The 20,458-nt window shown below is 35.1% G+C and carries 30 protein-coding genes and 1 pseudogene; 7 read left to right on the forward strand and 24 right to left on the reverse strand.

Annotated elements, in window-relative coordinates; translation table 11 throughout:
* Positions 1–54 precede the first annotated feature (54 nt).
* The 3 genes from DJ93_RS06780 to DJ93_RS06790 are packed head-to-tail and all read left to right on the forward strand — an operon-like array spanning position 55 to position 976.
* Positions 55–387 carry a DMT family transporter gene (locus DJ93_RS06780; protein ID WP_042979840.1) on the forward strand — a complete coding sequence of 111 codons (333 nt, stop codon included), beginning with the start codon at positions 55–57 and terminating at the stop codon, positions 385–387.
* Between the two features lies 1 nt (position 388).
* Positions 389–703 (forward strand): DMT family transporter, encoded by a 315-nt coding sequence (locus DJ93_RS06785; RefSeq protein WP_042979842.1) that lies wholly within the window; start codon positions 389–391, stop codon positions 701–703.
* Between the two features lie 15 nt (positions 704–718).
* Positions 719–976 (forward strand): DUF3975 family protein, encoded by a 258-nt coding sequence (locus tag DJ93_RS06790; protein WP_042979844.1) that lies wholly within the window; start codon positions 719–721, stop codon positions 974–976.
* A gap of 16 nt (positions 977–992) precedes the next feature.
* Here DJ93_RS06790 and DJ93_RS33135 read toward each other — a convergent pair whose 3' ends face one another.
* The 12 genes from DJ93_RS33135 to gcvT form a co-directional block, all read right to left on the reverse strand.
* Positions 993–1,172 carry a hypothetical protein gene (locus DJ93_RS33135; RefSeq protein ID WP_042979847.1) on the reverse strand — a complete coding sequence of 60 codons (180 nt, stop codon included), beginning with the start codon at positions 1,170–1,172 and terminating at the stop codon, positions 993–995.
* A 273-nt stretch (positions 1,173–1,445) separates the two neighbouring features.
* Entirely contained in the window at positions 1,446–2,039 is a 594-nt protein-coding gene (locus DJ93_RS06800; RefSeq protein WP_042979850.1) for an ABC-2 transporter permease, read from the reverse strand.
* A 14-nt stretch (positions 2,040–2,053) separates the two neighbouring features.
* Positions 2,054–2,677 carry an ABC-2 transporter permease gene (locus DJ93_RS06805; RefSeq protein ID WP_042979852.1) on the reverse strand — a complete coding sequence of 208 codons (624 nt, stop codon included), beginning with the start codon at positions 2,675–2,677 and terminating at the stop codon, positions 2,054–2,056.
* Between the two features lie 32 nt (positions 2,678–2,709).
* On the reverse strand, positions 2,710–3,342 hold the full coding sequence (locus DJ93_RS06810; protein ID WP_042979854.1) for an ABC-2 transporter permease: 633 nt from the start codon (positions 3,340–3,342) through the stop codon (positions 2,710–2,712).
* A 14-nt stretch (positions 3,343–3,356) separates the two neighbouring features.
* Entirely contained in the window at positions 3,357–4,025 is a 669-nt protein-coding gene (locus DJ93_RS06815; RefSeq protein WP_042979856.1) for an ABC-2 transporter permease, read from the reverse strand.
* Positions 4,006–4,878 (reverse strand): ABC transporter ATP-binding protein, encoded by an 873-nt coding sequence (locus DJ93_RS06820; protein WP_042979859.1) that lies wholly within the window; start codon positions 4,876–4,878, stop codon positions 4,006–4,008. Before DJ93_RS06820 ends, DJ93_RS06815 begins: the two co-directional genes overlap by 20 nt.
* A gap of 3 nt (positions 4,879–4,881) precedes the next feature.
* Positions 4,882–5,256, reverse strand: coding sequence for a GntR family transcriptional regulator (locus tag DJ93_RS06825; protein WP_042979860.1), 375 nt, complete (start codon positions 5,254–5,256; stop codon positions 4,882–4,884).
* A gap of 116 nt (positions 5,257–5,372) precedes the next feature.
* Positions 5,373–5,564, reverse strand: coding sequence for a hypothetical protein (locus DJ93_RS06830; protein WP_000535935.1), 192 nt, complete (start codon positions 5,562–5,564; stop codon positions 5,373–5,375).
* Between the two features lie 70 nt (positions 5,565–5,634).
* Positions 5,635–5,859, reverse strand: a complete 225-nt coding sequence (locus DJ93_RS06835; RefSeq protein ID WP_042979861.1) for a DUF3929 family protein — start codon at positions 5,857–5,859, stop codon at positions 5,635–5,637.
* Between the two features lie 267 nt (positions 5,860–6,126).
* A complete protein-coding gene (gcvPB, locus tag DJ93_RS06840; RefSeq protein ID WP_042979862.1) occupies positions 6,127–7,602 on the reverse strand; it encodes an aminomethyl-transferring glycine dehydrogenase subunit 2 in 1,476 nt (491 codons plus the stop codon).
* Positions 7,599–8,942, reverse strand: a complete 1,344-nt coding sequence (gcvPA, locus tag DJ93_RS06845; RefSeq protein WP_042979863.1) for an aminomethyl-transferring glycine dehydrogenase subunit 1 — start codon at positions 8,940–8,942, stop codon at positions 7,599–7,601. Before gcvPA ends, gcvPB begins: the two co-directional genes overlap by 4 nt.
* Before the next feature lie 20 nt (positions 8,943–8,962).
* Entirely contained in the window at positions 8,963–10,063 is a 1,101-nt protein-coding gene (gcvT, locus tag DJ93_RS06850) for a glycine cleavage system aminomethyltransferase GcvT (RefSeq protein ID WP_042979864.1), read from the reverse strand.
* 449 nt (positions 10,064–10,512) lie between these two features.
* Here gcvT and DJ93_RS06855 point away from each other — a divergent pair, with 449 nt between their 5' ends.
* Positions 10,513–12,195, forward strand: a complete 1,683-nt coding sequence (locus DJ93_RS06855) for a DEAD/DEAH box helicase (RefSeq protein WP_042979865.1) — start codon at positions 10,513–10,515, stop codon at positions 12,193–12,195.
* Positions 12,182–12,976, forward strand: a complete 795-nt coding sequence (locus DJ93_RS06860; protein ID WP_042979866.1) for a YqhG family protein — start codon at positions 12,182–12,184, stop codon at positions 12,974–12,976. The genes DJ93_RS06855 and DJ93_RS06860 overlap by 14 nt, the downstream gene beginning before the upstream one ends.
* Positions 12,977–13,008: 32 nt before the next feature.
* On the opposite strand, the gene DJ93_RS33140 is transcribed toward DJ93_RS06860, so the two are convergent.
* A complete protein-coding gene (locus DJ93_RS33140; protein WP_042979867.1) occupies positions 13,009–13,155 on the reverse strand; it encodes a hypothetical protein in 147 nt (48 codons plus the stop codon).
* A gap of 92 nt (positions 13,156–13,247) precedes the next feature.
* Positions 13,248–13,475, reverse strand: a complete 228-nt coding sequence (locus DJ93_RS06870) for a hypothetical protein (RefSeq protein WP_042979868.1) — start codon at positions 13,473–13,475, stop codon at positions 13,248–13,250.
* Between the two features lie 86 nt (positions 13,476–13,561).
* Here DJ93_RS06870 and DJ93_RS34610 point away from each other — a divergent pair, with 86 nt between their 5' ends.
* Together DJ93_RS34610 and DJ93_RS06875 are read left to right on the forward strand one after the other, a co-directional pair.
* Positions 13,562–13,666: a GTP pyrophosphokinase gene (locus tag DJ93_RS34610; RefSeq protein ID WP_310593254.1), complete on the forward strand. Its 105-nt coding sequence runs from the start codon at positions 13,562–13,564 to the stop codon at positions 13,664–13,666.
* Positions 13,667–13,988: 322 nt separating this feature from the next.
* A complete protein-coding gene (locus DJ93_RS06875) occupies positions 13,989–14,621 on the forward strand; it encodes a VC0807 family protein (RefSeq protein ID WP_042979869.1) in 633 nt (210 codons plus the stop codon).
* 142 nt (positions 14,622–14,763) lie between these two features.
* Here DJ93_RS06875 and DJ93_RS06880 read toward each other — a convergent pair whose 3' ends face one another.
* From DJ93_RS06880 to comGA, 10 genes and pseudogenes are all read right to left on the reverse strand, one after another.
* The gene (locus DJ93_RS06880; RefSeq protein WP_042979870.1) at positions 14,764–14,964 is read right to left on the reverse strand and encodes a YqzE family protein; all 201 of its coding nucleotides are present in this window, start codon (positions 14,962–14,964) and stop codon (positions 14,764–14,766) included.
* Positions 14,965–15,002: 38 nt separating this feature from the next.
* Positions 15,003–15,500, reverse strand: a complete 498-nt coding sequence (locus tag DJ93_RS06885) for a shikimate kinase (RefSeq protein WP_042979871.1) — start codon at positions 15,498–15,500, stop codon at positions 15,003–15,005.
* Positions 15,501–15,712: 212 nt separating this feature from the next.
* Positions 15,713–16,363 (reverse strand): 2OG-Fe(II) oxygenase, encoded by a 651-nt coding sequence (locus tag DJ93_RS06890; RefSeq protein WP_042979872.1) that lies wholly within the window; start codon positions 16,361–16,363, stop codon positions 15,713–15,715.
* Positions 16,364–16,504: 141 nt separating this feature from the next.
* Entirely contained in the window at positions 16,505–16,885 is a 381-nt protein-coding gene (comGG, locus tag DJ93_RS06895; protein ID WP_042979873.1) for a competence type IV pilus minor pilin ComGG, read from the reverse strand.
* Positions 16,882–17,343 carry a competence type IV pilus minor pilin ComGF gene (gene comGF, locus DJ93_RS06900; protein WP_042979874.1) on the reverse strand — a complete coding sequence of 154 codons (462 nt, stop codon included), beginning with the start codon at positions 17,341–17,343 and terminating at the stop codon, positions 16,882–16,884. Before comGF ends, comGG begins: the two co-directional genes overlap by 4 nt.
* Positions 17,330–17,689 carry a competence type IV pilus minor pilin ComGE gene (gene comGE / locus DJ93_RS33670; RefSeq protein WP_374937162.1) on the reverse strand — a complete coding sequence of 120 codons (360 nt, stop codon included), beginning with the start codon at positions 17,687–17,689 and terminating at the stop codon, positions 17,330–17,332. The genes comGF and comGE overlap by 14 nt, the downstream gene beginning before the upstream one ends.
* Positions 17,622–18,071: pseudogene (gene comGD, locus DJ93_RS06910) on the reverse strand (competence type IV pilus minor pilin ComGD); the annotation flags it as partial. The pseudogene comGD and the gene comGE, both read right to left, overlap by 68 nt.
* Positions 18,068–18,367 (reverse strand): competence type IV pilus major pilin ComGC, encoded by a 300-nt coding sequence (comGC, locus tag DJ93_RS06915; protein ID WP_042979877.1) that lies wholly within the window; start codon positions 18,365–18,367, stop codon positions 18,068–18,070. The pseudogene comGD and the gene comGC, both read right to left, overlap by 4 nt.
* A 12-nt stretch (positions 18,368–18,379) precedes the next feature.
* Complete coding sequence (gene comGB, locus DJ93_RS06920) at positions 18,380–19,420, reverse strand: competence type IV pilus assembly protein ComGB (RefSeq protein WP_042979878.1); 1,041 nt, start codon at positions 19,418–19,420, stop codon at positions 18,380–18,382.
* Positions 19,407–20,450 carry a competence type IV pilus ATPase ComGA gene (gene comGA / locus DJ93_RS06925; protein ID WP_042979879.1) on the reverse strand — a complete coding sequence of 348 codons (1,044 nt, stop codon included), beginning with the start codon at positions 20,448–20,450 and terminating at the stop codon, positions 19,407–19,409. The genes comGB and comGA overlap by 14 nt, the downstream gene beginning before the upstream one ends.
* Positions 20,451–20,458 lie beyond the last annotated feature (8 nt).

Genomic DNA, 20,458 nt, shown 5'->3' on the forward strand with positions numbered 1-20,458 from the left:
ATGCGTCATTTTGCAGCCCTTTACCTAACGACTGGTAGGAAGGAGGAATGAAATATGGCATGGATTTATGTAATCTTAGCTGGTATTATTGAAATTTTTTGGGTAATCGGACTAAAACACGCGGAGGCACCACTTGAGTGGATTGGTGTTGCTCTATTAATTACAGTAAGTTTCGTTTTATTATTTAGAGCTTATAAAGATTTACCTGTCGGCACTGTATACGCTGTATTTACAGGCATCGGAGCAGGTGGAATCGTTCTTACAGAGATTTTCATTTTCGGTGAACCATTCTCAATTGTAAAAGTTTTATTAATCGGATTAATCTTCTTCGGAGTAATTGGTCTAAAACGAGTAACAGGTGAAAAAGAAGCGAAGGAGGCTGCATAAAATGGCTTGGGTATTTTTAATTCTAGCTGGTATTTGTGAAATTGTTGGTGTACTCTTTATGAAGGTAGCCACTGAAAAGAAAGGCTGGGCACCAAAGCTTATTTTAATTGCCAACTTTGGAGTAAGCTTCTTCTTCTTATCACTTGCAATGGATTCATTGCCGATGGGAACAGCTTACGCAATTTGGACTGGAATCGGAACGGCTGGAAGCGCACTTCTCGGCATTCTTATTTTCCGCGAATCAGCTGATTGGCGTCGTCTTGCTTTCTTAAGCTGCATTCTATGCGGCGCTGTTGGCTTAAAATTATTAGGCTAATATGAGGTGAATGTCGTGTGGAAAGAAAAAGGAAAACAAGTCTTAACATGTATTGCAATTGGGGTTGTCATTCTACTACAAATAAGTTTTCATATGATAGAATGGCTATTTCATAAAGTAATATCGATTCTTACATTCCTTCCTAACATGGCACTTGAAATTGCCTCCATCGCCTGGTCGATTATTGCCTCCATTACGATCGTAATTATATGGAACATCGCCAAGCTTTGGAACAAACTATTTAAAAAGGACAGTTCTTCCGAAAAGAAGTAACTGTCCTTTTTCATATTTACCTAGTCTTATTATTAGATTTCCTATAGAAATTTGATGCGATAAGACATAGTATCCCAACTATTAAAACACTCATGCCGTTACCTTTATTCCTATTCGGAAACACTTGAATGTCCGAGTAAACATTTGACAATATAAGTCCAAGTGAGAATAATATTGATCCGATTCCTAATAACATTTTTCTTTTTAGCTTTTTTGTTCCATCATACTCCCCCCCTAGAAAATTTCATATCTCCCCTTCTTTTGGACATACTACACATAAAGGAGCTGATCATATGCAAAATTCTATACATAAACATATCCTATTGTTATTTTTCTTATTTCTTTTTCTCATCATATTTTTCAGTATAATATTACATACTCCGAAAGATGTACCAAGTAGCGTTTCTGTTTATAAACTATTGCTCTCGTATTGCCGTTATTGAAGAAGGTGCCTTTTATGAGGCACCTTTTAAAATTCTCTCTTTTCATATAGTTTTATCGAAGTAAAGACAGATAAAAGTAGCACACAAATTGAACAAAGCAATATTAATCCATTATGTAGATGAATTTGTTCAATTTTGACCTGAAAGAACGTTTCTACAATAACAATCGGTGCTATTAGTATGAAGAGCGTAATAAAAACTGTTTTTTTATAACCTAGCCAAAACGATATCGGTAAGACAAGACTTAAATATATAAAAACAAAGCCAGTAATCGTAACTAATGTTGTCGTAATAAATTCAAATACCCCGCCTGCAAACCGAGTGATCCCTACAGGACTAGACACTATCATACTTATAATAAAAACAATAAGTGCCATTATGTATTTAGCTACTACAATTTCTTTTTTCGCTAGCGGTAAACTATTTAACATTACTTCACTATCATATTTTTTATCATTATTAAATGTTTTTAAAGTTGCTATAACTGGAATTATAGCTGACATAATTACGTAAAAGCTTTTAATATCTGTTAATGTCATATACAAGAAAAGAGGGTATATTAAGTACCATATTAAATGCTTCCATTGCATGATAAAGTCTTTTATTATGAGTTGCCTCACGATTACTCCTCCCCTCATAAATCACGCTCATTATATAAGCTAACTGAAAGCAACATGGACATAATATACAAAAGAATGAGTCCAGCTATAAAACAAACATTTACGACTAGACTCGTGCTCCAAACATTCTCTACATCTAACCATACTTTACTTACAATCAGTCCACTTAAATACCCCAAACCAAGCCCGGCGAACGGAGCAATTTGTTTTGCACTGCTATATCCTACTGAGAATCCAATCGGAAGTACAATTATGCTACAAACAAACCCACCTGTTATACCTCCGAGAATTTCTCCCCACAGCATAAATCCAGTCATATGTTCATTTTGTAGCTGTATTAAACCAACCACTAGTGAGAAACATCCACCTAGAGCAACTAAAATACTTACAAATATGTATTTCCCTATGACAATATCTTTACGGGCAAACGGTAAACTATTTACTATCATTTCACTTTTATTTTTCCCCTCATAACTCATTGACAGTATCATTCCAAGAACAGGTATAAACATGCTAAATGTCATCAAAAAACTATCACTACGAAAATCAACAATGACCAAGAACAAGAAACATATAAGATAAACAAACCCTAACTTTCTTTGCATCATCATATCTTTTAAGACTAGTTGCTTAATCATGTATTACACCTCCTAATATGAAAATGTCCCTTCTATAACTCTGCCTCCTGAAACATTTTCAATGAGAGAAATATTGATATGACTATACTTACTAACACTCCGATACCAAGAACACCCATTGCTAGTGTAGCCTCTTGAGAGTGAAGTACTTTTAACATAATTGTTTTATCACCAAAAATATTGCACATAAGGCCAATCATACCCATTAAAGGAAAAAGCATAATCACATTCAAGACACTAATAGCTTTATATCCCCCAATGTAATTAGTAGGTATCGTTACTACACAATAAATCAAAGTTGCTACTATCGCTGAAAACACTGCATATCCGGGCATAACTATATCCCTGTCCAATAAAATATTCCCTAATATTACAACTATAAAAGTTGCACTCAAACCAGCCATAATAAATAATGTGCTTGAAATATATTTAGCTATAATTATCTCTTTTCTCGTTATAGGCAAACTCACTAATACTTTTTCTGCTTTACTTTTCTCGTCATAATAAAAAGAAATATATATAATCGTACTACATGTTATAAATAATGCTATTGCAATCCCCATTGGTTCGATGGAATTCTTAAAAATAGATAAAATGGGTATTAAAAAATAGAAAGGAAACATCTTCTTCAGTAAGAAAAACTCCTTTAAAATCAACTGTTGCATATGAATTCTCCTCTCTATAAATCACGCGTTTCATAAATTTTAATTGTAAGAAGCATAGAAACGATATAGACACTAGCTAATATAATTCCTCCAACTATAAATACACCAATATGCACCGGATTCATAATCCACTCAATGAATGAAGGTGTTGTTTCATCCAATCCATCTCCTAATAATATCCAAGCAATTCCTCCAACCACCATTGATGCTCCTGACACTATACTTCGTGCTATCTTTGACCTTGTAACATAATAACTAGGAAAGAATGTTACAACAAAAAATACGGCGTAAACAGCTCCATTTATTACTTCATACCATGGAACTTCAATGTATAGATTCGGATGATATGCACCGATATCACCAATGACCACAATGCCTCTTACAAGAAAAACAACTAATATCGTAGAAAGCATGCTACCAACAACAAATATTGCACAGGAAATATATCTAGCAATTATGATATCCTTTCGGCTTACCGGTAAACTATTTATAATAATGTCACTGTTATTCCTTTCATCCATAAAGGTTAACGTCATAACGGAAGAAAGAATTATAAATAGACAACTCATCGAAAATAACAATTCACCACTTGGATCTAACATAAATAATACAAGAGGAATAATTAGATTCACTAACCACATTACCCGAAAAAAGAACAAATCTTTATATACGAGCTGACGCATAGGCACCTCTCCCTTTCGCGGTGTAAACGATAATATCATCTAATGTAGGCTTTTCTAGTACAACCTCATTTCCAAACCAATCGATAATTGCTTGTTTATCTTTCGCTAAACCTTCAAAACCAAACTTATTTTTTCGTAATCCAACAAATAGCTCTTTTCCTTCTCGATCTAATAAATCATTACTTCCTTTTACGATTATGTAGTTCTCCATTAAGTCTTCTTTTTCACCAGTAAATATAATTTCTCCATCGTTGATGAACGTAATATAATCTGCGATGCGCTCTAAATCTGTTGTAATGTGCGTAGAGAATAATACCGATACTTCATCTTCCATTACAATTTCTTGCAGCATATCAAGCAATTCACTTCGAACAACTGGATCTAATCCTGCTGTTGGTTCATCCATGATGATAAACTCTGCGTGGTGCGAGAGCGCGATGGCAATCGCAAATTTCATTTTCATCCCTTTTGATAGTTCTTTAATTTTTTTATACTTCGGAACTTGTAATCTATGCATATACGATTGATACTGCTCTTCGTCCCACTTTTTATATAACGGTGCAATAATCCGCTTCATTTGTTCACATGTTAAATCTTCGTAATAATGATTTTCATCATATACAAAACCGATATTTTGTTTTATTTCCTTTTCGGCTTTCTTGTTGTCCTTGCCAAAAACTTTTATATCGCCGCTATCTTTTCTAATTAAATTCATAATCATTTTGATGGTCGTACTTTTCCCGGCCCCATTCGGTCCGACAAATCCCATAATATATCCGCGTGGTAATGTAAAACTTATATTTTTCACTACAAAATCTTGATAACTTTTACAAACGTTTTTTAGCTCTAACACCCTTTATTCCCCCTCATATAAATACGAAATCATCTGCTGTAAATCTTCAAGTGAAAGCTGCAACGCTTTACTTTCATTCACAATCTCTTCCGCTTTACTTTCCAATAGACGAAGCCTTTGTTCTTTTAGTAGTTCATTATTTTTACGTGAAACATAAGTCCCCTTCCCAGCAACAGTTTCTATATATCCTTCTTTCTCAAGCTCCTCGTACGCACGCTTCGTTGTAATTACACTAATTTGTAATTCCTTCGCTAAGCTACGAATAGACGGTAATTGGTCTCCACCCTTTAAACCACCATTTAAAATAAGCTGGCTTAATTGTTTTCTTATTTGCACATAAATAGGGTCTTGGGAAGAATTCGAAATAATAATATTCATGTTTTCCTCCAGTGTGTATATACTGTGTATACTTTATATATACAGTATATACACACCATCCTATTTTTGGCAAGAAAAAAAGACCAACATTTTCCTGTTGGTCTTTCGTATATGTATCACTTTTCAAAGCGATCTAACATCTCATCTCTCATTCCGAAACTCACTACCGCAATTCCTACATACATAAACAGAAGGAACGCCGGATGAACTGTGTTGTACCAAGTGCTATCAACAATTAAATAAATCGTTAATGCCACAACAAGAACAAACGCTAAGATAAACATATAAAAGTGTCTTGTACTACCCATGATAAACTCCTCTCTTCTCACTTCACCATTCAACAGTATATTTTATCGAATAATTCGATATGACTCAAGGTTAACTTTCTGTTATGTAATCAAGTTCTACCTTTACAATGTCATCACACGCTATTGAAATGATTGCCCCTTGTTTATCAATCGCTGTCAATTCTCGATTATCCATTACACGATGTGCCACTCGTTCTAACACTTTTCCTTGATCTCGATAACAAAATTCCTTCACATCTTTAATCGTCTCTCCATTTTCTAAATGATATACCATCCGATAACACCGATATCCCATATTTCCACCCCCGCCTTGCTCGTTTTTTCACATATACGTAAAAATGAGTAATTCCTGCCTCATCACATCTTCTTAATTTCAATAAAATTCTAACAAAAATACACAATTTTATCAAACCGACTTTTTCAACAAAAAGCCTAAGAAACTGCAGCCCCACTCCAATATGAAACAAAAAACATAAAATTTTAACATTTTTTTCATTCTATCTGCACCACTTCTTCATAAAAAAGAACCCGCATATAGCGAGTTCTTTTCCCTTTATTTCAATCAAACTTGTACAGGAGCTGGCTTTTGATAACGTAAAACTGGTTTACGGGCAGCCATTGTTTCATCCAGACGCTTAATTACTGTTGTATGCGGTGCTTCTTGCACAACTTCTGGATTTTCTTCTGCTTCTTTAGCGATTTGAATCATCTTATCAACGAAACCATCTAATGTTTCTTTTGATTCTGTTTCTGTCGGTTCAATCATAATACATTCTTCCACATTTAATGGGAAGTAGATTGTTGGTGGATGGTAACCAAAATCAAGCAGACGTTTTGCAATATCTAATGTACGCACACCGAGTTTCTTCTGGCGACGACCTGATAATACAAACTCATGCTTACAATGTCTATCGAATGGAAGATCATAGAATGGTGCTAATCTTCTCATCATATAGTTCGCATTTAATACAGCGTATTCTGTTACAGCGCGCAGTCCATCTGGTCCCATAGAACGGATATACGTATATGCACGAACATTAATTCCGAAGTTACCGTAGAACGGCTTCACGCGTCCAATTGCTTGTGGACGATCATAGTTAAAGTGATAGCCAGTTTCCGTTTTCTCTAAAATTGGTTTCGGTAAGAATGGAATTAAATCGGCTTTCACACCTACTGGACCAGAACCCGGGCCACCGCCGCCATGCGGTCCTGTAAATGTTTTATGAAGGTTTAAATGTACAACGTCAAATCCCATATCTCCTGGGCGCGCTTGACTTAATACCGCATTTAAGTTTGCACCATCATAATACAATTTACCGCCTGCATTATGAACGATTTCTGCCATTTCTAAAATATTTTCTTCAAATAGACCAAGTGTATTTGGATTTGTTAACATAAGTGCTGCTGTTTCTTCATTCACAACACGTTTTAAATCTTCTAAGTCAACAAGACCATTTTCATTTGATTTTACTGTAATCGTTTCAAAACCTGCTACCGTCGCAGATGCTGGGTTTGTTCCGTGTGCAGAGTCAGGAACGATTACTTTCGTACGGTTAAAGTCACCGTTTGCTTCATGATATGCACGAATTAACATTAAGCCTGTCCATTCTCCATGCGCACCTGCTGCTGGTTGTAATGTAACAGTATCCATACCTGTAATTTCAATTAAATGCTCTTGTAAGTCGTACATTAATTCCATTGCACCTTGTACTGTCTTTTCATCTTGAAGTGGATGAATATTTGCAAAGCCTGGGAAACGTGCCACGTTTTCGTTAATCTTCGGATTGTATTTCATCGTACAAGATCCTAAAGGATAGAATCCAGAATCAACGCCATGATTACGATTTGAAAGTGCTGTGTAATGGCGCATAATATCAAGTTCAGATACTTCTGGAAGCTCTGCATCTTCAGTTCGAATATAATCGCTCTCAAACACATCTTCTAACTTTACTTCTTCTACATCTAATTGGGGTAAGCTATATCCTACGCGTCCTTCTTTACTCACTTCAAAAATAAGTGCTTGGTCTTGGTTCTTCATTGGATAGCCCCCATTTCGTTTACAAGTGTGTCAATTTCTTCTTTTGTACGAAGCTCTGTTACTGCTAGAAGCATATGATTTGCTAGCTCTTTATAATCACGGCCTAGGTCGTAACCACCGATAATATTCTTTTGCAGTAATGCATCATTTACTTCTTGTACTGAACGTTTACAATCTACAACAAACTCATTGAAGAATGGTCCAGTAAATGTTACTGTGAAACCTTTTGCTTCAAATTGACGTTTTGCGTATTGTGCTTTAGAAATGTTTTGACGCGCCATTTCTTTCACACCTTGTTTTCCAAGTGCAGTCATTGCAACAGATGCCGCTAATGCATTTAACGCTTGGTTTGAACAAATGTTAGATGTCGCTTTATCACGACGAATATGTTGTTCACGAGCTTGTAATGTTAATACAAAACCACGTTTACCATCTGAATCCACAGTTTGTCCTACAAGACGACCTGGAATTTTACGCATAAATGTTTTCGTTGTTGCAAAGTAACCACAATGCGGTCCACCAAATTGTGTTGGAATACCGAATGGTTGTGCATCACCGATTACAATATCAGCACCAAATTTTCCTGGTGGTGTTAATGCGCCTAATGATAACGGATTAGAAGAAACAATAAATAATGATTTTTGCTGATGAACAATTTTTTCAATATCAGCTAACTTTTCAACTTGTCCGAAGAAGTTAGGGTATTGAACGATTACGCAAGCAACTGTATCATCTACTTCACTTTGTAATACGTCTAAATCTGTTACACCGTTTTTATGATCAATTTCAACAACTTCAAGATGTTGACCTTTTGCATACGTTTCAAGTACCGCTCTTGATTCTGGATGAACTGCTGAAGAAACAAGGATTTTCTTTTTACGAGTATGACCAGCTGCTAACATTGCCGCTTCAGCAAGCGCTGTACCTCCGTCATACATAGAAGAGTTTGCTACGTCCATTCCAGTTAATTCACAAATCATTGTTTGGAATTCAAAGATAGCTTGTAATTCCCCTTGTGAAATTTCTGGTTGGTATGGCGTATAAGCTGTATAAAATTCTGAACGAGAAATAACATGATCCACAATTACTGGAGCGTAGTGATCGTATACACCTGCTCCTAAGAAAGAAGCGTATTCTTTTAAGTTCGCATTTTTACGAGCCATATCAGACAGTTCTTTTAAAAGCTCTGGTTCTGATTTCGCTTGTTTAATTTTTAAATCCCCTTTAAAACGAACACTTTCTGGAATATCAGAAAATAATTCATCGATCGTTTGAACGCCGATCGTCTGTAACATTTCTCTTTTGTCTTCTTCTGTCATTGGAAGATAACGATGCAACATGAAATCTACCCCTCTCCCCGTTACTTTGAACGTTTATAAAATGGTGTTGGAACAACTACTGCTTTGACGCGTTTATTACGAATTTCAATTTCTACTTCTGTATCCACTGCTGCGTATTTTACATCAATTAGTGCTAAACCAATGCTTTTCTTTAACGTTGGAGATTGTGTACCACTTGTTACTTCCCCGATTTTCTCTTCGCCTACATATACAGGATAATGCGTACGAGGAATACCGCGGTCAATTACTTCGATGCCAACTAGTTTACGAGAGGCACCGTTTTCTTTTTGCTCTTTTAACGTTTCTTTTCCAAAGAAGTCTGCTTCTTTGTTTGTTTTTACCGCAAAGCCAATTCCAGCTTCAATCGGTGTAATATCTTTCGATAATTCTTGACCATAAAGCGGAAGTGTTGCTTCAAAGCGAAGTGTATCGCGCGCACCTAAACCACATGGTTTTAAGCCGTCTTCTGCTCCTACTTCAAGAAGTTTCTCCCAAATTTTTGCAGCATCTTCACTTTTGCAGTAAATTTCAAATCCATCTTCACCTGTATATCCTGTACGAGATATTAGTGCAGGAATACCGTCTACAAGAATATCGTTTTTAAATTTAAAGAACTTAATTTCTTTCAAATCTTCTGACACAACTTTTTGTAAAATGCCTTCTGCTTTTGGTCCTTGAATTGCAAGCTGTGCAATTTCACTAGAAACATTGACTACTTTCGTATCGCCAATTACATGACTTGCTAACCACTCGTAATCTTTTTCGATATTTGATGCATTGATAACTAATAAGTAGTCTTCTTCACCACGTTTGTAGATTAATAAATCATCTACAGTGCCGCCGTTTTCGTAACACATTGCTGTATATTGTGCGCCTCCTACCTTTAAGGTAGATACGTCATTTGTAACAACACGTTGTAAAAATGCTAAGCTATCTACACCTGTTACCTCTACTTCTCCCATATGAGATACATCGAACAGACCCGCAGCTGTACGAACAGCTTCGTGCTCATCTTTAATGCTTGAAAATTGAACTGGTAATTCCCAACCACCAAAGTCGATTGTTTTCCCACCATACTTTGCGTATACATCAAATAGCGGTGTACGTTGTAATGTAATCATGTTCTTTCCCCCTTATGCTATGACAAATCAATAAAAGTTGGTTCCCCTTATCTAAACATTTTCACTTTGAAAAGATAGGATATACGGAATCTCATTATATTTTTTTATGAAAGCGTAAATAAAAAAGTACTTTCTTGGATAAAATACGAAAGATTCCACACATTTCACACCATTATCCTAACATTATTCGATCTATTTCATCAATATTCTAGCATAAAAAATAATTTAGAATTTTTTATTCTTAAACTTATAAAGTGAAAATTGTAATAATAGAGGTTTATCCTCACCAATTGTTTAAGTCATTATTCCTTACCTCGCTTCATTTCGAGGCTTGTAATAATGTATTTTACTTCCCGTTCATACGAACACTCTAAAATAATAGAAATGCTAATTATTTTGGATAGCCCTAACAATAATCTTTTCAGTTTACAGAAGGTGGGAGAGTTGTAATGAATGTCGATATTTCCGTAGATCGGACATGGCAAAATAATTTTTTAAAACGCATTGATGAAGATGGCCCTTGGACCAATTGGGATTTATATCATTTAGCTTATGAAACAGAAAAATCGTTGCTTGTCCCTACATTTGATGGATTACAAGCACCCAAACATTTATCCCATTTCACACCACTGCCTCATCAATTAGAAGTGGCACAAAACGTAATTGAACAAATGAATGGTAAAGCAATACTAGCGGATGAAGTTGGACTCGGAAAAACGATCGAGGCGGGACTTATTTTAAAAGAATATATGGTGCGCGGACTTGTGAAAAAAGTACTTATACTCGTACCAGCTTCCCTCGTATCTCAATGGGCATATGAACTAAATACGAAATTTTTCATCCCTGCTATAGCCCAAAAGAAAAGCTATTCATGGGAACAAGCTGATGTCATCGTTTCATCTATTGATACAGCAAAACGTTCACCACATCGCGATATCGTTTTAAACTTAGAGTATGACCTTATTATTATCGATGAAGCACATAAACTAAAAAATAATAAAACAAAAAACTATGAATTTGCACAGCGTTTAAAAAAGAAGTTTTGTTTATTACTAACAGCAACACCCGTTCAAAATAAAATCGATGAAATCTTTAATCTCGTTTCCTTATTAAAACCGGGTCATTTAGGAAATCAATCTAATTTTGAAGAGTATTACGCCTCAAAAAATCGTTCTGCCGAGTCTGATGAAGATTTAAAAGCTCTCATTAATAAAGTAATGGTTCGAAATAGACGCCATAATACCGGAATTGATTGGCCGAAACGACATGTACGTACACTTTTCGTTGAATTCAATGAGGAGGAACAAGCTTTATATAATGCGATTGAAAATTGGCGAAGCCAAGATGCTTTCACTTCCGCCTTCTCATCATTAACTTTAAAACGAGAGGCATGTAGTAGCCGCGAAGCTGTTTACTATTCGCTTAAAAAGCATGTAGAGAAACGAAAAAAAGAAAATGAACATTACATACAAGACCCTTATATTGATGTTTTAATGGATCATATTAATCATATTCCTTTCAATTCAAAAGCAAATAAAGCACTGGAACTGATAAAAGAGATTGATGATAAAGTTGTCATTTTCACAGAATATAGGGCATCACAAATGTATTTACAATGGTTTTTACAGCAGCACGGCATTTCTTCTGTTCCGTTTCGCGGCGGATTTAAGCGTGGTAAAAAAGATTGGATGAAAGAACTTTTCCAAAATCATGCACAAGTATTAATCGCAACGGAAGCAGGTGGCGAAGGGATTAACTTGCAGTTTTGTAGTCATATGATTAATTACGATTTACCTTGGAATCCAATGCGCCTTGAACAACGAATCGGACGTATTCACCGACTCGGACAAAAAAATGATGTTCACATTTATAACTTAGCAACAAAACATACTGTTGAAGAACATATTTTAAAACTACTGTATGAAAAAATTAATTTATTTGAGCGCGTAATCGGTGAACTCGATGAAATACTTACAAGGATCAATATGAAAAATATTGATGCGCATATACAAGAAATTTTCGCGCAGTCAAAGAGCGAAGGAGAAATTCGAATTAAGATGGAAAATTTAACATCTATCATCGACTTTGCTAAGCGAAATGAAGCTGAGGTGCAAGGCTATGCAGCAACATGAAATTCATAATTATTTATACAACTTTTTCGAGGCGAACGACTGTGAAATTGTACAGCGTTCACCTCATCTATTAGATGTACAATTAACGATTGAAATGGATAAGTTGTTAATGAATCGCCCTTTTTATTGGCACTATCTCGAAAAAACAGGGGGCGTACCAAATCCAATGCGACTTACTCTCATTACAAACCCTGAAAATGACGAAGATGACGGTGAGCTCATTCATTACGGATCTCCTCGCCTCCACCAAATTTTTCAAACAACAAAAGAACTTGGTTCCTACATCCGTTTATTCGAAGACGTTCCTCCTAGCGGGACAACTCATACGCCACTTCACCCATGGCTTGGCGTAAATATAAAGGTATCCTATCAATGTGATCGAAAAAAAGATATGCTTCACTCTATCGGTATTCATCTTATTTCTGGAACAATGATTACAAATTTTCATGAAACATTAGCAAAAATACGGCTTACACCGAAAATACCTGATTTCAGTTTCACACTCTCTCCCATCATAAAACCACAGAGTGGTTTACAACGTGTCGAGGATGCTTTAAAAAACATAATTGCAGGAGATGACCATACATGGGCAAAAGAAGCCAGAGTACGCTGGAATCATGATTTAGATCTTTTAAATCGTTTTTATGCAGAAAGCGAGGAGCTTCCAGAAAGCTACGAAATTGAAAAACAAGCACTCCAAGAACAATATGAACCACGAATTACAATGCAAATTATAAATGGTGGTCTCTTCTATGTTACCGCTAATCACTTTTTATCATAAAAAGAGCTCCTTCATGTAAGAAGGAGCTTGCCTTATATTTTCCCATTATATTTTCTGCCGTCGTTATGTTCTTGTTGTCCTTTCTCCGTCATACGTTTTTGATACGCACGGTCTTTTGCACTTACATGGTTTGCATCTGTAGGCAAATTCTTTTTTGAACGACCAATTCCATTGCTCATGTCTTTCCCTCCTTGCATTTTTGAAATTCACTCTTATTTTCAACTAGAGGGACAATCCTTATACAAAAAATAAGAGAAGCAATTAGCTCCTCTTACTCTTTCACGTATTTCTGAAACATATCATGAATGCCTTGATTTACGAGGTGTGAGATCTGTTCGTCAGATTTATGCGGATAACGATCACGCAACCTGATAGATGCTTTCACCATTAAATTTTCTAATACAGAACGGCCACCTTCACCATAAATAATTTCAGCATACTCAACAAGCCTTCCATCCTCTAATGTTGCTGGATTATGATTGAAGAAAAATTTACTCATTGTCTCCACCTCTCTTTTCTTGATAACGTTTACATTTATATAGATTATTTATGTTATTTATTTCACAATATTGTATGCATGTATAGATAATTAGTTTCATTATAAAACAACATGACGATAGGAATAATATAATTTTTCGTCATTTTTGTGAACAACCTCAAAATGAAAGCGTTTCCTTTATTATATACTAAAAAATATTACTACGCTAGGGGCAAACTTTTTTATTTATGGTTTTCATCTACTAAACTACGATTCATACTTCTTTTCGCACATGCTCAAAACATTTATGAAGCATCGATATATCACTTCAACCTGTTTGGAAATAACGAAATTTACTTTTCGCATCAAATATATAGTAAACAAAAACATATTTATTGTAATTACATGTTTGCGATCCACGAAAATCGCTTGCATGATGTCATGTCCTCTATCATTTTTTCAATCATCAATTAATCTTGTACAATATTCAGAAATTCTATTGTAAAATATATATATGAATTAAGGAGGCTTCCCATGAATCAAAATAAAAAAGCTATATTTGATATCGTCTTTTATCTCGTCTTCCCTTTTCTAATTTGGAAGTTTGCAAAACCTCATATTGATCCTTATTATGCAATGCTTATTTCTTCTGTACCAGGAATTCTTTATACACTGTACTGTTTTAAAAAAGAAAAGCAATTCAACATTACAGGGTTTTTTATTCTAGTTACACTGGTTGCTAACACGACAGTAGATTTACTATCTGGTTCCGCTGAGCGCATGCTATGGAATGACGCATATTATCATATCGTACTCGGCTGCGTTGTTATATGTTCAATCTTTATTAAGAAACCACTCATGCTATATTTTGCAGCTGATATTGCAGCACTACAAGGGCATGATCGCGATAAAAGTCGCGAACTTTACCGCGATCAGCGTATATATCCAGCATTGCAATATTTAACGCTATTTTTCGGTCTTCAGTTTATTTTAAAAAGCTTTTTAAAAATCTACTTCATCTCCGTTTTCGGTGTAGATGGATACGGTGAAATGAGAGCAATTATGACCGCTGTTGGATGGGGCATTTCCATCTGTATCGGAATAGGGTTTGTATGGGTTAATAATAAAATACACGCAGTTACTGAGCAAAAAGAATCCACACAATAAATACAAAAATCCCCCCGTACAATATTGCACGGAGGGATTTTTTATAGGTTTCTCTGTCGAATCGATGACAAGTATACACTCATCACAAAAATTTTACTATATCGCGAACTATAAACACTAGTGGTAAATCAATCCAATTTAATCAACTTGATTTCTTTCTTTTCTTCTTTACATTTTGATAGAACAAAGTAGCACTAATTGGCATAACACCAAACCACTTATTTAAAAACGGTTCTTTCTCAGCACGGCGCTGTTGTTTCTTTTGCTTTCGATCCTCTTTTGGAGCATCCATATACGATACGAACTGTTGCGTCACAAAACGCACATAATCATTAGTAGACATCTTATCATCACCTCTACTTGATTAGTATGTCCACTTTCTTATTCATTAATCTTTTGATTTAATTCTTTCATAATCTCTTCCACACGCTTATTTGTTGTATCAATATGTATATCCGCTTCCTCATAATACATTCTGCGCTTTTCAAATTTCTTCACAAATGCCTCTATATCTCCCTTCTGAAATAACGGCCGTGTTGTATCTTCACGAAGCCTTTCTGCGATTACATATGGATCGCAATATAAATACACAACTACTCCATTTTCTTTCATCCACTGACGGTTCTCTACACTTTCAATAATGCCCCCACCTGTTGTAATAATGACATTATTCGTAGGCAATGAACGTAGCATCTCACTTTCATATTTACGAAAAGTCACTTCTCCTTCTTCCACAAAAATATCTCGAATTAACTTCCCTTGCTTCTCTTCGATTTTTTGATCTGTGTCCACAACAGCAATATTTAATTCTTCACTTAGCACTTTACCAATGGTTGTTTTCCCAACTCCCATATAGCCTGTAATATATATCGACTTCATTTTATTTCCTCTCAATCATCATTTATTATTTGTATTATAACGAAAGATGTTGTTTATTTTGCATGTTTCTCTCCAAAATAATAAAAAAACGTCTTGTTCTCCAGTCACTGCTCAGAACAAAACGTAATATTCTCATTTTTATAACACCCTTATACCTTATTCAAAATACTGTTGCATGTTTTTCTATACCGAAAACTCAATCAATTTGTATCTTAATACAACGCTTTTCTTCTCATCCATTGCGTTGCAATCCATTTCTCACCTTTAATAACAGGTGCTCCTCCGTGTAAAGTGAGTTCGTTTATTGATGCATCTTGATAGAAATACTCAAAATATACAGCCATTCCTTTTCTCGGAGATACAGAAAGATTCAGTTTTGAAAAGAAAGTCTCTCCACCTTCTTCTACATCGTTTAAATACATCACAAGTGTACTCATGCGATTGTTGCTTGCTGCCGCACTGTGTTCCGCAAAAAAATCATAATGCGCTTTATATTCTTGTCCAACTGTATACCGTAAAATTTGCAACCCTTCTCCATGTGGGGCAGGAACATTCATGATCGAAGCAATTCTTCTTTCGATCCTAGTAGTGATCTCGTTCTCTTCTAAAAATGTTCCACTACTCGTACGAATATCATTTACGTTACGTGAGGCACCAATTTTAGAGCGTTTCATTTTCTTTTTAGACATTTCAATTAATTCTTCACACTCTTCATCACTTAATACATTTGCTAACACGACAATAAGAGGCTCTTCTAATCTTGAAATAATTTGTATTTCTCTATCCTCTGTCACAATAGTGTTTCTTGTATGGTTGAAAATCGTTAGTTCCTTATTTTCACCTATTTGATTTTGATTTGTCATGCTTCATATCTCCCTTAAAAAATGTTTGGATAGCATGAATATATCATATTTTTCTCCCTATTCTCGTTTTAGAGAAAATTTAAATTTTTAATCTCATTTTATCTTCACCATTATCTTGATTCCTCCTCTCTGACTCAAGTTTCACTTTGTATCGCCCTCCCTCCAATCAAAAATATTATTATACTTTTTACTATATCGAAAACTCGCTGTATAAAAATATTTCTGTCTTGTTACACACTGCAATACAACAAATACAACATCATTTTCGAACATATACTTCCCACTAACTTCTCCATGTTCATACATAAATAAAAATGTGTCATCATTATTTTTTTGCTGTAAGTCTTTCTTAATATCTGAAACAGCTTGATCAGCAATCTCTTCCAGTAAAAATTTTTGTTCAGCCTCCATATAAAATTTCTTATCAGATAGAAGCATATTCGTTTCATATATTAAAAATGAGAAGAGTAACAAAAGAAGAATTAACGTTCCTGGCATCGCAAAACCATTTTGTGCTTTCATATCATCATCTCAATTGCATCGTAACGCGTCGCCACACCGTTATATATCTTCCCACCTATCTCTTGCACATGTATGGACAACATATAAGGTGTCAGTTCATAAGAAATTACGCTAATTTTTTGCAATACAATTTCTCTTCCACGTCCATTTACTTTTCGTACAAGATTATTATTTACGTTCTCATATGTCACTACATTGCCATTACTAAGTTGAAACCGCATGACACTTCCCTTATTCTCAAGCAATATAATTTTCCCTAATCGTACTTCTCGAAATTCTAATTGTACTTGGTTCATAAAGACATTCCATTCCCAATTACTTAATTCCTCCGAATATGCTTTTTCAATAAATAAACTATGGAGACGTGGCACGAGAAGGAAGAAAATCGACAAGAAGAAAAAACAAACCATCATTTCTAACAATGTAAATCCTGCTTCTTTCTTTTTACTTGTTTGCATAACGACATTTCTCCAATTTTTGCTGTTTCATATTTCTCCACGTTGTACAAATTTTACCTTCCATCCAATACATGTCATATATTACACCATCTACGATTTCTTCTTTTGAGCTCTTTTGTTCGTTTTGATACGTATATATAGCTACTTCTTTCTTTAGTAATACATGCGCCTTATAGTGAAGTTGTATATTCCTTCTTTCTTGCATCATACGTAGTGTTTGTGGAAGCAATAGTGATACTGCCATCATTAATAAACTTAATGCTACGAGCATCTCGATCATTACCAATCCTTTTTGACATTTCACGATACGTAAATCTCCCTCTACCAAGCTGAAATATAATTTCATAAGTATGACCACGATAAGAAAGCAAGATTGTACCACCCCTATTAATATTTCCACTAGCGTTATATGTCATAGGATTTGGGAAGGTATGCAAATCAATTTTTATATCTCCGTCATATTGCCTAATAAGAATAAATTGCTCCTCCACAGATTCTCCGATACAATACATGTTCCTCTCTTTAAACCATCGCAACGTGTAATGACTTTGACGACTTATCGCTAACTGTTGCATATATAAAATATCATTTGAAAATTGCTTTAAAAACTGTTCTATCTTTTGTTTTTCATATAAAGGAGTAACATTATAGTATGTAACTATACTTAATATAGATACACTAAATAAAACGAGGAGCATTTCTAAAAGTGTAAAACCCCTTTGTTTCACGGCTTTCCGATAGATACCGTTCCATCATCTGAGATGATAACTGGTTCACCTTTCGGACATTCTTTAGAAGTAATATATTTTTCATCAAATAACTCTTCTATAGTTGGTATTTTATTATTTTGTAATTGATACGTTTGTATTTGCACTTCTACAGATTTTGCATAAGCCTCACAGCCTTTCCTTTGTACAGATGAACGCTGCGCAATTACGTTCGGAATGATCAATAGTAATAACACGGATATCACGACCATAACTAATAACATTTCTAAAAGCGTAAAGCCATTTTCATTTTTCATACAAATGACCTCCTAAATAGAACTCATCATTTGAAACATCGGCATAATTATCGCTAAATACATAAGAACAACTATGATTCCAATACCTGTAAATAAAATTGGCTGTATGACAACTAAAATACGATTAATTTCCCCTTCCATCTTTTCAATTATCAACTCGCTATAATCTCCTAATTCAGTCGCTAAATTACCGTTTACTTGTCCATGTGTGATCACATAGGAAAGCTCATTTTCGTAGTAGCCGCTTTTTATAATAATTGAATCCAGCTGTTCTCCTGCAATTAATTGTTCTGCAATTCGAGTAGCTTCATGACTGAAAAACAAAAGGTATTTTTGCTCAATCATTACGGTTAGAGCCTCATGAACTGACAATCCACCTTGTAATAATCCACTCAGTTGGGCAGAAAAATAATGGGAATGATTTAAAATAAGAAATGTTTTAATGAGCGGAATGCGAATCATAATCTTTATCCTTTGAATCGGGGGAAGTTTTCGTAAATAAAGCATATATATACCACCTATCATTACAATAGTGAGAAAAAAAGCACAAATAAGGTACGGTATAGTTTGAATTACAAATATAAGTTGATCCGCAAAAGAAGATGAGGTAGCCCGTAAAGAACTATACAACTGTTCAAACTGAGGCAATAAAATGAAATTAAAGATGAAAAGAATCCCCATTAAAAAGAAGGATAAAAAAATAGGATAGCGTAGCACTTTCATCATATCTTTCCTATACTTATCCTTCCTATGAAGAAGTACACTACCTTGCTGTAATGCAAAAGAAATATCACCGTGCCGCTCTGCATAAAATAAATAGCTTAATATATCTGGATGAAACATCAATTGATGAAAAGCGTCATGTAAGCTCTGTCCATTTTTCAATTCTTCCGTCATATGTTGCACTTGCTCTTTCTTATGAGGTGATAATTGGAACTGTAAAAATTCTAAAGCTTGTAAAAGCGAATACCCTTTTTCTAATAATTCTCCAAGTCTTTTCAATAGTAATACTTGTTCTTGTAATTGCCACCTTTTTCTTTCAAACATAAACATCGTCTTCTAAGAATCCTAGTGCATATCCCTTTTTCACTGATGATTGCAGTGTTTCATACTGGCAAGTTACATGTTCTCCACTTGCTTCTCTAATTGCTTGTTTTAGCTCATATCCATATAATAACTCATAAATACTTGCCTGCCTTACTTGCCGCATTGACTTACATAAAGTGGAACATCGACCTTTGCAAAACGGACATTTCAACTCCACAAGTCTCTGGGCTGATACGGCCAATAATGATTGTTCAATTTCTTGCCTTGTTATCCCATAATCCATAAAACGTAGTACCGCTCCTTTCGCATCATTCGTATGCAGTGTTGTCATCACTAAATGTCCTGTCAAACTTGCTCTCACAGCTACTTTCGCTGTCTCTTCATCACGAATTTCACCAACGAGAATAATATCTGGATCATGGCGTAAAATTGCTTTTAAACCAGACTCATATGTGATACCTGCTTTTTCATTAATTTGAATTTGTAATAGACCATCTTTTCTTTTCTCAACCGGGTCTTCAAGTGTAACAATACAGCGCGTTTGTCCTTTTCTAGCCACCTCCAGTAATGCATACATTGTTGTGGTCTTCCCTGACCCAGTCGGTCCAGTAAACACAAGCAATCCGTGGGAGTGATGTAGAAAAGAGAGTAATTTTTTGGCTGAGCTCGGAAATAATGAGAGATGAGAAAGTGGCTGAACTGATGCTTGTAAATGCAAACGAATGACAAGACTTTCTTGATATACAGTCGGAAGTGTAGAAAATCGTAAATACACTTCTTTTCCATCAATTTGTAAGTATAATGAACCGTTTTGTGGTTTACGCCTCTCTCCTATATCCATTGACGCTAAAAATTTAAAGTGCGAAACGAGCCTTTCTCCAAATTCTTTTTTAATACAGCGTTTCGTAATTAAGTCCTTTCCAATACGCAATTGAATGACCACATCTTCTTGGCGCGGGACAATATGTAAATCCGATGCTTGTACCGCACACGCCTCTTTCACAATCATATTCGCAAACTGTTCAACACCATTCATCTATAATT

It is taken from the genome of Bacillus clarus, assembly GCF_000746925.1.
In the GTDB taxonomy this organism is placed as follows: domain Bacteria; phylum Bacillota; class Bacilli; order Bacillales; family Bacillaceae_G; genus Bacillus_A; species Bacillus_A clarus.